We start from the raw sequence: 11,529 nt of genomic DNA on the forward strand, positions 1-11,529 counted from the left end.
TTTGTGTCCCACTTCGGAAATGACTGAAGTTGATACATCGCGGGATGGAGCAGTTGGTAGCTCGTTGGGCTCATAACCCAAAGGTCACAGGTTCGAGTCCTGTTCCCGCTACTACACCGAACTGCCGTGCAAAACTTGATTTTGCACGGCTTTTCTTTTTTATAACCTCTTGATTTACAGTATATATATAAGAAGCAACGGTGTTCACCCTGTGGGTTCGATAGCACTTTCCATCATAGGTCAAGTTTTCAGGCCATATTGAACCTATTATGATACGTTTCTCTTTGACAGGGGCATTGGTGTAGAGCATATCCAAGTTGGAAAGGCTGCTCAAAGCTTTGTCCAATGTGGCATTAATGTTTGGCCTTTGCTCATTTGAGGCTATTACTGTGGCTTCAAGCCTTCTTATTTTTTCCTGACAGTCTGTTTTGACCGCCTGAAAATCATCACTGTCAATGACATCTGCAATAAGCAGGTTACGTGTCTTGGTGAGCTTTTGATTTAGCCTTTCTATTTCCCCAATGGCCTTTTTCTTTGATTCCCGATGGTTTGAGGTAGCGTCCAGATATACTTCTTTGACCAGCTTTCGATACACCTCTTCCATTCCATCCTTCAGCCTGAATTTCCCCAGTTCTTTTTCAAACAGGGCGTTGGCCTCTGGCGCCTTGTAGCGGATGCCACAGGAGGATATACAATGATAGTAATAGTAATAGCGCTTTAACCTGCTGCGGGAAGCACTGCCCGTTAACATGCGGTCACACTTGGGGCATTTTAAAAACCCCCTTAAAGGCAGCATTTCATCGGAGGTGATTTTTGCTCCTGTGCGCAATTTCTTTTTTCTATCATTCAATACTTGCTGTACCGTATAAAACAATTGTTCGGAAATCAAGGCTTCGTGCTGTCCTTCCACAAGGTGGGCTTCTTCGTCTTTGTACTGCTCTACTTTAATTTTACCACAATAAACAGGGTTGCGGATTACTGTCCAAAAGTTGGACTTGCTGCATCTGAGCCCTTTTTGATTGGCCATCTTTCGTATTTCATCTGCTGCAAACCTGTCTTTTGCCAGCTCTTCAAAAGCCCATATCAGCACGGACGCCTGTGGCTGGTCAAAGGCAATGATTTTGTTGCCTACTTTGTCACGGGTATTTTTATACCCTACTGGTGCTACGCCCATATAGCGGCCTTCCTTTCTTGCCCTGCGCATGCCAAAGTATGTGTTGAGGGCACGCCTGTCGTTCTCCACTTCTGGGGCTGCCAAATAGAAGGCCAGCATCATTTTGTTTTCGGGTATGGCAAGGTCAAGGGGCTGCTCGATGGCCTGTGGTTCTACCCCAAGCTTGCGCAAAACTCCAATCATTTGATAGGCATCTCCCGCATTGCGGCTGAAACGGTCCCACTTGGTAAACAGTATAAGGTTTGCCTTGCTGTGTTTGGCCTTTGCCGTGCGCAAGTTAATCAGCAGTTTTTTCCACTCAGGGCGTTCAAAGGTTTTGGCCGAATGGTCTTCAAAGATCAGGTTGCGCACCTGAATATTGTGAATGCCGCAATACTTCAACAGCATTTCTTCCTGATTTCTTTGGGAGTACCCTTTTTCTGCTTGTTCGTCTGTACTTACACGTATGTAAAGGTCTGCTATCTTCATTTTTTCAAAGCTTGATCTATAGCTAAAATAGCGAATTTCCGCATGAAATCCAGTATGTTTGCGGCTTCATTAAGTGAAATATCGCAGTTGTTTTTGCTCATAATTTCTACGACATCCTTCGGTTTAACCCTTCCTGCTTTCTTCATTCCTTGACCTTTACCAAGGGGTAAAAGTCAAGGTTGTTCCTAGAAATTATTCACCCTGCATACCCAAGGTGGGTGAAATAATTATATAGTTGAGCTCTTGGCGATCGGCTGTACACCCTATTTTATTCACGCCTTTTAGGCCAAAAAGAATCCGTTTTCAAAGGCCTTAATTTTAGGTATATCGAGGTTCGGGCAGTTCGCTTTGGAGTACGCTGAGCAGTACAATCTTGTCGGGCATGGAAAGGGTTGTAATTTCTCCGAAGGCTGCATACTCCTCGATCAGTTCGAGTTGTATAAAAAGACCATCTGTGGTAACCTGTAGAGATTCCAATAGTGGATGGCCGTTGAGGATTGGCTCGTGAGCGCCCAAACATACCCCGTAATGGGCTACGTCCCTTTCTATACTGTTCGCACCGCCCAAAAGGGCTTGTGCGGTATGGTTTATACATGCTTCGAGTTCCCTGTTCAGGCTATCCCAATGGTTCTGAAAGTATGTTGCTGTTCTCATAATCGTATATTTTTATGGTAATCCGTACCGTTTTTGAAAACAGGGCAGCCAGCTTGGGACTGTCCTGCCCATTGTTTTATTTATTTCCCTTTTTCTTCACTGGACTGATAGACAAAAAGCAGTTGCACGGCCTGTTTAAACTTGGGGTCTGTGCTTTCCCTGACATGGGTAAACTGGTACAGGCAATGGCTCATAAAGCAAGCGTTCAGCCCATCAAAAAGCTGGTCTGCAAACAACCGTGGGGATTTGTGCAGTTTCTTGCCATACCGCTGTATGGTGTGGGCGGTATGACGGGCAAACCCTATCCACAGCTCAAGGGATATAAAGGAGTTGTCCCATGTTTTTGCCAATTGCTCTTTTCGCTCTAAGGTGGTAATCCCCAAGTCTTCGGCAAACTCCAAAAAGCGTGGCATTTGACTAGGGAACAATTGGTGTAAAAGGTGAGCGCGTGTTACGTTATCCAGTTCTTGAAGGGGTTTCATAATGTGTTTTTTTAATAGTGGTTTATATAGGGAGCGGTTAAATCCCGCCCCCTTTTTGATTAATTGAGAAAAAGGGCTTGCTTACCGCTATGGGCAAACTCGTTGCAGATAGAAAAAGCGGACTGCGCCCGTAGTTTGCCCGTACCACTCATAATTGAGGTGTACTTGGCTTCCTGATCTTTGAAGCTGCGCACGTTCTGAAAATAGCCTGTAACGGTATTGTACGCCCCAAACAAAGTGCCTTTGGTAGTGGCCAGTTGTTGGGTTTCATTGGACATGGCATAGGTAAAAGCTGCGTTTACCATGTTGTTAAAACAGGTAGAGAGTTCTTCTTCCTCACCTTTTTGCAGGTGTGCGAGGGTTTCCCGATTGGGTGCCAAAGCCATTTGTATCAAGCGTTTTACCTCCTTGTCGGTAATGCGCACAGAAGTCCAGTTGTTGAACAGGCCTTCGAGTTCATCGGCCAAAGCATTGGAGATGCCCATAAGTTTATGGGCTTGCTTGAGCCGTTCGGATGCACTGGCGGTGTGCCTGATCTTAACGCAATTGGTATGGTTTTTCAGTGCTGCATTAAGGGTATTGTTGCAGACGATGCGCACGGGGGTAAAGGCTGCGGTTATGCTGCCCATTCCATCGTGGGAGGTGGTCAGAAAGATGTATTTCTCTACCAAATCATCATCGCCCACACGGATATAGCCGGGCAGTTTGGCGGTAATAAAGATACGTTCGCCCTTGCCCAACGCCCCTGCTGTTTCGTACAGGATTCCTTCCCCGTCAACTATGGTGTCAAAGAAGCTGAACGCCTCACGGTTCTGCACTACTTGGTAGCTTTCGCCCACTACGCCCAATACTTCGTGATTATCGGTACGCACGGTGGCATAGTGGTCTGGTACTACAAGTTCAGGAATACTTATATCGTCTTCGGGTGCTTCGCTGCCCACAGTAAAGAGCGGTTGTTTAATGACTTCATAGTCCAAGCCTGCAAAGCGCATGGCCTGTTCACTGGTTGGGTAATCGCTGACGATTTGCCCCAACCCGTGCCATGCTTTTTGTTGTACACTAAAAAAACTGTGCTTTCCAGTGTTTTCATTAAAATGGATGTTGTGTCCCATAATTTTTAAGTTTTAAATGTTTACACTTCTTACCGATTGCCCTAGTTTCCTTTAGCTACAAAGCCTCACTCATCAAAAACACTGTTTTTTAAAAGAAAAAACGGCAAAAAAGAAAGCGATAAAGGAGGGGCTGGGATTGGGACAAAAGGAAACGGCTTAAAGGATGGGAGGCGCGCAGGGCATGTGTTTATGACGTCCCTTTTGGACTCCCTTTACAAAGGTTGAGGAAAGCAGCCACTATCTTAGCTGCGCTTTTATGCCGTTCTTTTAAAAAACTAAACCTCTTCAAGGATTGGCATTTTATGGGGTCAAACAGGTCGGCATTTTAACAACAAAGGTTCAATGGAGATTTTAAATAGGACAGGCTTGGCCTTGCGTTAGGGATAGCAGCGGTTACCCCGCAGCCGCCATCGGTGGTGAGGAGTAAAAGCGTATAGCCCGGCTCCGGCCTTGGACGGGGAAACGACCGAAAGGAAAACCTGATTTGGGAAGAAGTGAATTTGATAGACTTGCTTTAAAAGGAGCAGAATCTAAAAATTACCCCGACCTTATTGCGTTTTAATCATTTTTCATAACAACCAAAGCGGAAATCTATAAAGCAAAAAGCCACTTCCATTGTAAAACAGAAGTGGCTTACTTTTAGAAAGAGCTAAAATCATTTACACTTTAGCTCCTTTTCCCCTTGTTCTTTTTTGAGGGGTTTGTCCACGGGGCTTCGCGGCATTCTTTTGGGCTGCCGTTTGCCTTTTTCCTGACGGCTCTTTCTTTTCAGTTGCTTTTTGCCCTTTACGCTGGCCGCTGCTTTCCTTTTTGTCCTGTGCCTCTTGCTTGGCTTGTTTCTGGTCTTGTGTCACATCAGGGACTTCTTTTTCTTTCAAACCTTTGAGCCGGGCAATGTCTTCTTTGCCCAAACGCTGCATCGTATCATTATACAACCCAAAGCCTTTGTATTTAGGGTTGGCCTGTAAAAACAACTTCTGGTTTTCATCGCCATCCACTACCCTTACGGTATGCAAATTTCCTTTTTTAAGAGAGTAGATCAATTTATCGCGCTGCTCGGTATTTTTAAGCTCCGCCAATGGGAGTTTCGCGAGTGCCTTTTCCATGTCGTAGCCATATTTTTCGTGGTAGGAGTTTAAGGTATACCGTCCGTTGTCATCGGTATTTTTAAAATCTAGTTCCAGCCATGCGTTGTACATCTTGCCCTCTTTGTCAAACAGGTTTTTGTTTACAGCCCGTCCCTGCAAGAGGTTGAATGCTTCTTTGGCGGAGATGTTCTGGTTTTTGTAAAAGGTATGCTCCTTTTGTTTTCCGTTGGCATCTTCCATCTTCACATCGTACTTATTGAAATAATAGGTATCGTTGTCATCGGACTTTCGGAAATACAGCTTAAAATCCAGCGAATGAGTTGTGATTTCCATATCCTTGGTAAGCTGAAACTCCTCTACCCCCTGACTGATCTGACGTTCGAGGGCAGTGTTTAAATCCTGTCCAAAACCGGCATACATCAGTTGTTTTTCTAAGTTTTCTAAATTTTCAGTATTCATAATGTTTATCTTTTAATATTAGTATTCAGCCACGGACGTGCCTTTAAAATGTCTTTTCCCTTTATGCGCAGGGTCAGGTGACGGTCTCCGCTCTTTTCGAGAATTTGCACGACAAATTCCTTTTTATCGGCAATGGTGAATTGCTCAAAGGCAACTACCAATGTATTGGAGTGCTGCCCGCTCACACCCTCACCCGATTCAAACCAGTTGAGCAAAGGCATTTTTTCCTCTTGGCGTTCCGCTGTACGCTTGGCCAGCTTTCGGTCTTTTACCGTGTAGCGAAGCTGATCAATACGGTAGTCAATACGAGAGGTATTGGAAAGACCAAACTGGAAAAACAAAATATCCTCGACAATGTAGACACCCTGCAAGTGCAGCTTCATGTGGTAGTCCCTTTCTTTTTTTCGTAAAAAAGGTTTCAAGGGGGCTATCTTTTGGGCATAGGCATTGACCTGATCCGGGTTAAGGCTAAGATCTTTAAAGAGCGCCATTTCTTTTTCTCTTGCCAATTGTTTGCCCATATCAATGGTAAGTTCCGAGGGGTCTTCGCAGTAGCTCACCTTAAAATGATACAGTTGCCCGTCTGCGGTAATCACGTTTAAATTACTGGCCGTAAACTCGCGCATGCCCGCTTTGAGTTTAAGTATGTTGGAAGCTTTCTTATCCTTTTGGGCAAGGATGTGTTTGGTGCCCCGGTCTGCACTTTCCACTGCTGTAGGAAATACGAGCAGCGTTGTTTTGTCCCAGCTGATCTCGATCGGGTAGCCGTGGACAAAAGCTTCTTCAAAGAGTGCTTTTTCAGTGGTTTGTGCATTGCCCTTTTGAAAGAACATGGTGCACAGGATTAGCGTTAGCAAAAAGATATTTCGTTTCATAATAGAAAGGTTTATATGATTATTGATTTTAATTGTTTTTGTCCACCAACAGGACTGGGTGTCCGGCCTTTACGGTGACGCGGATGAGTTTGACTTTTTTATTGAAAAAGCTTTTAGCGGTTTCTATACCCGCAGAAGCGGCCTGCATTTCAAGAGAAGGATCAAGGGACATCATTTGCATGCCCTGCACCGCTGCGCCTGTCCCATCTTTGGCAACTTTGCGTGCGATTGCTCCTGGGATGCGGATGCCTGGCAGAGCATCCAGACTATGGACTTCCAATCTTACAGGGAGGATGCGGTCTTCATGCCGTATGCTTTCTATTGTAACCCGAAGGCGTTCCCCCTCTACAATGCACTGTCCAAAAACCAGACTACCTTCGGGTATTAGGCTACCGTTGATAAAGACTTCTTGCTGGAGCCTCATTTTTATGGTTGCTCCCGATACCAGCGTCTGGGTTTCATGCACTACGGCTTTGATCGCGGGCTTAGTTTTTACCCCTATGCCGTAGGTAGTATTGGCGCCATCTTCCAGTGTGTAAAAACCATTGGTTTCTGTTGGCAAGTATCCCTCTACAATGGGCATATCGTCAGTTGGGTAAGGTTCGACTGAAAATATCGTTCCCCGCTGTTTTTCGTATTGTTCGGCAAGCCGCTGACGCACCCTTCCCGGGTGTTGTACGTCCAGTAATTTTTCCAGCATAGCTTCAATCTGCTGCATCTCCGGATCTTCTGCCATGGGCTCGTTCATTTGCTGCATCATGGCTTCCAGTTGCTTGATGTCTTGACCAAGCTCCGTATCCGTAATTTGGGCTTGGCTGGACGGCTCTGATTTAGAAGGTGTTTGTATGCTGTCCGGGCGGCCAATGATGGCGTTAAGTTTGGAAAGCTTCTCCTCTACCTCTTTTTCAACTTCTACGGATGTTTTTTCATCTGACTCTTGCAGGCCTGTAGGTTTTGTAAGTAAGGTGTTGGCATTACTCTTGTCAAAAATTTCATCCATATCCACATAGGGATCACTGCGCAGGGCTTCTTGTTTGCTGATGGAGTCCCTATCGGCTTTTTTATACAGGTCCATTTTATCCAAGGCTTCTTCCTCCAAAGCAGGTTCAGGTAAATTGGTGTTCAGGCCATCCTGTAATTTCAGGGCATTGCTGTCCGCAATGCCTCCGCTCAGTGCCCAGTATATCAGTAAAATAAAGGGCAGGGTCAGGAAAGGCAGGGCTATTAGCAACCTGCGCAATCTTCGTTTTTTGTCATTTTTTTGTGTCTTCATCATATTGCTTGTTTTGGGGTTTTTCATTTGTTTTTTTAAGTGAAAGGGTGTCGGGTTGCAGCCCATCTATATCGGGGAGTATAGGTGGACTGGTTATGATTTGAGGGTCTCTATCCAAAGCCTTTGCAGGGGTATTATAGAGTCCATTGTAAAGGGGAATAAAACAGGCACTGGCACCTAAAAGGCAAAACAGGAACAGCCCTCGCTTTTTCTGTTTGATGCTGAGCCTTTTTTCCCAGCCCTGAAGCACGTTTGCCAGTTTTCGTTGCCAGCTAAGGATGCGTCCTGCCAGAAGGGCTGCGGCCTTGTCATTCCAGTGGCTTACCATTTTTTTCATGGTCATCTTATTTTTACCGTTATGTCTTCGTTTTCCAAGGTCTTCCACTTCTCGATCAAGAAGCCGTGCGGGTTGTTGTCCGAGCGCATTACCTCGCGCAGATACCCTTGGGTGACCAGCCTGCGAGTGACGATACTTGTGGAGCGCACAATTTTCTGACTGCCGTAGTAGCGGAAGTAAAAGGGGTAGTTATCGGTCTGAATGTGGATGCTGTCCATCAGAATTTCCTGGCTCATGTTCCCTGAAACCAGACGGGTGTAATACCCGCTTTCCCGCAAGTTGTCGTAAGCATTTTTGGCCGATCCATCGGCCAGATAAAGGGCTTTGGTTACCCTTGTTTTGATCAGCTCCTCATCGGGGCTCAAGGTCATAAAATAGTGATGAAACATCTTTATATGATCTCTGGCCTCCACCGGGATGTTGTCCTTTCGTTCAGCAGAAAATGCTTCCAATGCTTTTCCGCTTGCCAGTATGTAGATGCGTTCTTGCATACGGTGCACCATTTGAAAGCTCTTATAAATAGAAAAGCAACTTATAAGGGCTGCCGCCAGTACAACCACCAAGGTGAAAAGGCGCAGGTGCTTAAAGGCAGTATCAATATTGAGAAGTTGTTTAAACATAGTTGTATTGGAAAAAGGGTTTTAAATAATGGCCGTTGCTGCCGCCTTCGCGGTAGTCTGTACCAAATTATTGGTCTTGTTTAAAAGGTTATCGCGACCTCCTGGCTGGATGATGTAATTGGCCACGCTGGGCACGGTGAAATAGCCTACTATGGCAATGATCATAAAGACGATGTAGGCGGTTCCCGAAAGGATATTTTGATCACCGATCATCATATTGGCCTGTATTTTGGCCAGAATAGCCCCGAAAATATTGGCTACCGGCAACCAGAGCGATACATTTATATAGCGGGAAAACCAAGCAGTCAGGGTATGCTGGAAGCCGTCAAAAATGGAAATACCAAGCACCAGAGGCCCCAATATGGCCAATACAATAAGGTTAAAGGTGCGTATGGTATTGATACACAAGGTTGCCGCAGCATAGAGCAGTTGCAGTATTGCGCTGACCACCGTATTTATCTGGTCCATAATCCACCAAGAGAAAAATTTTCCGACCATCGAGTTGTTATCTTCCTGTTGGGCATACACCTGCCAATCTTCATTGTTACCCGGGCTTGCCGATCCAGAACCTTCATATAGTGCCTTGAACTGTTCATCAAAATGACGGGCAATGGCCTGGTTAGAACCCTCCACCATGTTGGCCGTAGCATTTACAATGGGTTGCATTACCCCGTTGAGGAGCGCCAATAAAGTTGGGAAAAGCAGGATGGACAGCCCCAGGGCAAACGGTCTAAGCAAAGGGTACATGTCAATCGGCTCGGCACGGGCAATGTGTCCCCAAACGCGGTATGCGATGTACCAAAGGGCAGCAAAGCCAGCCAACGCACGGGCAACGTTGATAAGGCGGCTGCTCAAGGGAATCATTTCATCATAAAGACGGTCAAGGATGCCGTGCAAACTGTTTAGGGCTTGCATATCGCTTTGTGCCTGAAGCATGTTGGGGCAGACAAGGAGGGTCAGAAAAATCAATGGGATAAGGAAGTGTTTTGTTTTCATAATCATTTTTTTATTGGATTCCGTAGAGTTCTTTTTGGCGGTTGAGTTGTTGCTGTTGTGCCAAGCGGTGCTGCTGAAGAATGGACACCTCAGTGTTGAACTGGCGCAAGAAAACGAGCATACCTTCCATGTCGCTGAAAATGCGGTCGATGGCCTGTATGCGTTCGTGATCGCTCATGCGCAATTTTCCAGCGGATATCACAAGAAGCAGCTCATCTAAATTCCGCAGGGATTGAGTGGAGAGGCTGTGGTAGACTTCACCCAGATAGAGCACTTCTTGTGGGCTGAACCCACCGTTTTGGCGGGCACTTTGCAGGGCGTTTTTATATTCACGCGTGATGTATTGCTGATAGCGGATGATTTCCGCAACCCGGTAATAATTGCGCACCTGTGGGTTGACCTTTAAAAGCTCGTCCAGAAAGGCTTCGTGTAGGGAAAACTCACCCGCTGCAATGTCCTTTACGGTGTTGTAGCCTTTGTCCAGAATTTTGTAGCCTTGGTACATATTCTGAAGGATTTTTTTGAACTGGACGAGTTTCTCATAGTTCAAAAGCAATTGGGCAGCTTCATGGCTTTGAGCGTTTGCCATCGGTTGAGTGGCCAGTAGCAATAAAAGGCAAAGGGCAAATCCTCTACTTTTTTGTTGGAGGGTTTTAGTTGTCATCGTTTAGATATTTAAGGCGTTGGAGGTTTTCTTTGGTTTTAATGAGGCTTTGGCTGTAGCCGAGTACCTGCCGGGTAAAGTCGTTTTGCAGTACAAAGAGGCGCATAGTGGATTGATAGATGTTTTCCAAACGTTCCATCCGCTCAGCATCGTCCAGTTCGAGGCGGTCGTTGGACAAAACCTGGAGCAACTCATCTATCAGACCATTTGATTGGCTCAAGATTCCCCTGAGCAGTTTGTCGGTATAGAGTAAAGTGGAGGCTTGCAACTGGCCTTGATCTTGCAATTGCCGGTACACCTTCCCAGAGTTTTTGAGTATCCAGCTTTGCAGCTGTATAGTTTTCAGCACCCTATAGTCCTTTTTGATCGCAGGACTCACCGTGTTCAGGGCAGCAAAAAAATCGCTGTGCTGACCATAATCTTCATCGGTGATCTGCTCTACCGTATTCCAGCCTTTACGCATGATGTCGTAGCCCTTTTTGACACGGCTTGCCTGAATATACAGTCCTATGATCTGTTCGATCAAGTAGCGTTTCTGGGTCTTTTTTTGCCTGATCCATTCGTTTGTGTTTTGGGCGAATACAGGTGCTGCAAAGACCATCAGCATCAAAAGCACCAGAAGTTTTGAAGAATGTTTACTGGATGCCATAGTATTGTTTTAAAAGTTCAAGGTTCTTTTGTGAGCTTGTTCGGTTCAGGCTCAACTGCATGTTGCGCTGGTTGAACCCTCTTAGATCGGACAGATTTTTCTCCACATTTTTCTCCGTCTTATGGATAATTTCCAAGCGCTGTCCATCGCTCATTTGAGTGGTGAAGGCATCCACTACGGACAGTACATGCTCTAAATTTTGAACACTGGAAAGCAGGATACCCTCATACACATCTTCCATGTAGCGAAGCTCCACGGCTGTAAAATGCGGGTCTGCTTGTATCAGTCGCCACGCCCGTTGATACTCTGCCATTAGCTGACCTTGTTTTTTGGCAATGTCTTTTACCCTCTGGTATTGGGCGATGTAGCTCTTGACCTTCCAAAGCTCTTGGAAGTATTGGTCATAAAGCTCCCGCTGTTTCTCTGTCCACTCGCCTATTTCTTCCAGTTTGAGTTTGGACAGGGCATTCTCCAACGTCTTTTGGGCATTCTGTAGCCAGATGATCTTATTCTGGTTGCGCTGTATTTTAAGGTCTATGGCTTTGATTACCTTTTTTACCCCCTGACGGATGATCTCAATGATCACCGCAGGAACGGCTTTAGCGGGTTGCACCGTAACGGTGGACAGGGTAAAAATCAAAAACAGGGTCAGGGGTCTGAATATTCGTTTCATAATGG

Annotated in this window: 13 protein-coding genes and 1 tRNA gene; 1 reads left to right on the forward strand and 13 read right to left on the reverse strand. The window is 45.7% G+C overall.

All coding sequences use genetic code 11. The annotated features are described in order from the left end of the window. Window positions 1-38: 38 nt before the first annotated feature. Window positions 39-111: transfer RNA gene (locus ACXACJ_RS15140), tRNA-Met, on the forward strand. Here the strand turns inward: ACXACJ_RS15140 and ACXACJ_RS15145 are convergent. The 13 genes from ACXACJ_RS15145 to ACXACJ_RS15205 all read right to left on the reverse strand — a co-directional run bounded on the left by ACXACJ_RS15145 (window position 71) and on the right by ACXACJ_RS15205 (window position 11,524). Next, window positions 71-1,642, reverse strand: coding sequence for a recombinase family protein (locus tag ACXACJ_RS15145; RefSeq protein ID WP_475136789.1), 1,572 nt, complete (start codon window positions 1,640-1,642; stop codon window positions 71-73). The two genes, ACXACJ_RS15140 and ACXACJ_RS15145, sit on opposite strands and share 41 nt — an antisense overlap. Before the next feature lie 318 nt (window positions 1,643-1,960). Beyond that, entirely contained in the window at window positions 1,961-2,296 is a 336-nt protein-coding gene (locus ACXACJ_RS15150; RefSeq protein ID WP_062303468.1) for a hypothetical protein, read from the reverse strand. A gap of 80 nt (window positions 2,297-2,376) precedes the next feature. After that, window positions 2,377-2,778, reverse strand: a complete 402-nt coding sequence (locus ACXACJ_RS15155; protein ID WP_141655500.1) for a hypothetical protein — start codon at window positions 2,776-2,778, stop codon at window positions 2,377-2,379. Window positions 2,779-2,837: 59 nt separating this feature from the next. Further along, window positions 2,838-3,890, reverse strand: coding sequence for a DUF932 domain-containing protein (locus tag ACXACJ_RS15160; RefSeq protein ID WP_062303465.1), 1,053 nt, complete (start codon window positions 3,888-3,890; stop codon window positions 2,838-2,840). A gap of 659 nt (window positions 3,891-4,549) precedes the next feature. Then, window positions 4,550-5,437: a hypothetical protein gene (locus tag ACXACJ_RS15165; protein WP_062303463.1), complete on the reverse strand. Its 888-nt coding sequence runs from the start codon at window positions 5,435-5,437 to the stop codon at window positions 4,550-4,552. A 5-nt stretch (window positions 5,438-5,442) separates the two neighbouring features. Continuing rightward, window positions 5,443-6,312: a conjugative transposon protein TraN gene (gene traN / locus ACXACJ_RS15170; protein ID WP_082794096.1), complete on the reverse strand. Its 870-nt coding sequence runs from the start codon at window positions 6,310-6,312 to the stop codon at window positions 5,443-5,445. 28 nt (window positions 6,313-6,340) lie between these two features. Continuing rightward, window positions 6,341-7,612, reverse strand: a complete 1,272-nt coding sequence (traM, locus tag ACXACJ_RS15175) for a conjugative transposon protein TraM (protein ID WP_176700076.1) — start codon at window positions 7,610-7,612, stop codon at window positions 6,341-6,343. Further along, complete coding sequence (locus ACXACJ_RS15180; RefSeq protein ID WP_141655499.1) at window positions 7,566-7,922, reverse strand: hypothetical protein; 357 nt, start codon at window positions 7,920-7,922, stop codon at window positions 7,566-7,568. The genes traM and ACXACJ_RS15180 overlap by 47 nt, the downstream gene beginning before the upstream one ends. A 2-nt stretch (window positions 7,923-7,924) precedes the next feature. Beyond that, complete coding sequence (gene traK, locus ACXACJ_RS15185) at window positions 7,925-8,542, reverse strand: conjugative transposon protein TraK (protein WP_062303455.1); 618 nt, start codon at window positions 8,540-8,542, stop codon at window positions 7,925-7,927. Between the two features lie 21 nt (window positions 8,543-8,563). Beyond that, window positions 8,564-9,538 (reverse strand): conjugative transposon protein TraJ, encoded by a 975-nt coding sequence (traJ, locus tag ACXACJ_RS15190; protein ID WP_082794105.1) that lies wholly within the window; start codon window positions 9,536-9,538, stop codon window positions 8,564-8,566. A 10-nt stretch (window positions 9,539-9,548) separates the two neighbouring features. Beyond that, window positions 9,549-10,202: a hypothetical protein gene (locus ACXACJ_RS15195; protein WP_062303451.1), complete on the reverse strand. Its 654-nt coding sequence runs from the start codon at window positions 10,200-10,202 to the stop codon at window positions 9,549-9,551. Beyond that, complete coding sequence (locus tag ACXACJ_RS15200) at window positions 10,192-10,851, reverse strand: hypothetical protein (protein ID WP_062303450.1); 660 nt, start codon at window positions 10,849-10,851, stop codon at window positions 10,192-10,194. The genes ACXACJ_RS15195 and ACXACJ_RS15200 overlap by 11 nt, the downstream gene beginning before the upstream one ends. Next, a complete protein-coding gene (locus ACXACJ_RS15205; RefSeq protein ID WP_062303448.1) occupies window positions 10,838-11,524 on the reverse strand; it encodes a hypothetical protein in 687 nt (228 codons plus the stop codon). Before ACXACJ_RS15205 ends, ACXACJ_RS15200 begins: the two co-directional genes overlap by 14 nt. Between the last annotated feature and the right edge of the window lie 5 nt (window positions 11,525-11,529).

It is taken from the genome of Roseivirga sp. AWQ4_251 (assembly GCF_056158225.1).

Coding starts and splice junctions, on each gene's coding strand:
- ACXACJ_RS15180 (WP_141655499.1), bottom strand. CDS start 7,922: ATGAAAAAAATGGTAAGCCACTGGAATGACAAGGCCGCAGCCCTTCTG.
- ACXACJ_RS15200 (WP_062303450.1), bottom strand. CDS start 10,851: ATGGCATCCAGTAAACATTCTTCAAAACTTCTGGTGCTTTTGATGCTG.
- ACXACJ_RS15165 (WP_062303463.1), bottom strand. CDS start 5,437: ATGAATACTGAAAATTTAGAAAACTTAGAAAAACAACTGATGTATGCC.
- traJ (WP_082794105.1), bottom strand. CDS start 9,538: ATGAAAACAAAACACTTCCTTATCCCATTGATTTTTCTGACCCTCCTT.
- ACXACJ_RS15160 (WP_062303465.1), bottom strand. CDS start 3,890: ATGGGACACAACATCCATTTTAATGAAAACACTGGAAAGCACAGTTTT.
- ACXACJ_RS15150 (WP_062303468.1), bottom strand. CDS start 2,296: ATGAGAACAGCAACATACTTTCAGAACCATTGGGATAGCCTGAACAGG.
- traN (WP_082794096.1), bottom strand. CDS start 6,312: ATGAAACGAAATATCTTTTTGCTAACGCTAATCCTGTGCACCATGTTC.
- traM (WP_176700076.1), bottom strand. CDS start 7,612: ATGAAAAACCCCAAAACAAGCAATATGATGAAGACACAAAAAAATGAC.
- ACXACJ_RS15145 (WP_475136789.1), bottom strand. CDS start 1,642: ATGAAGATAGCAGACCTTTACATACGTGTAAGTACAGACGAACAAGCA.
- ACXACJ_RS15195 (WP_062303451.1), bottom strand. CDS start 10,202: ATGACAACTAAAACCCTCCAACAAAAAAGTAGAGGATTTGCCCTTTGC.
- ACXACJ_RS15205 (WP_062303448.1), bottom strand. CDS start 11,524: ATGAAACGAATATTCAGACCCCTGACCCTGTTTTTGATTTTTACCCTG.
- traK (WP_062303455.1), bottom strand. CDS start 8,542: ATGTTTAAACAACTTCTCAATATTGATACTGCCTTTAAGCACCTGCGC.
- ACXACJ_RS15155 (WP_141655500.1), bottom strand. CDS start 2,778: ATGAAACCCCTTCAAGAACTGGATAACGTAACACGCGCTCACCTTTTA.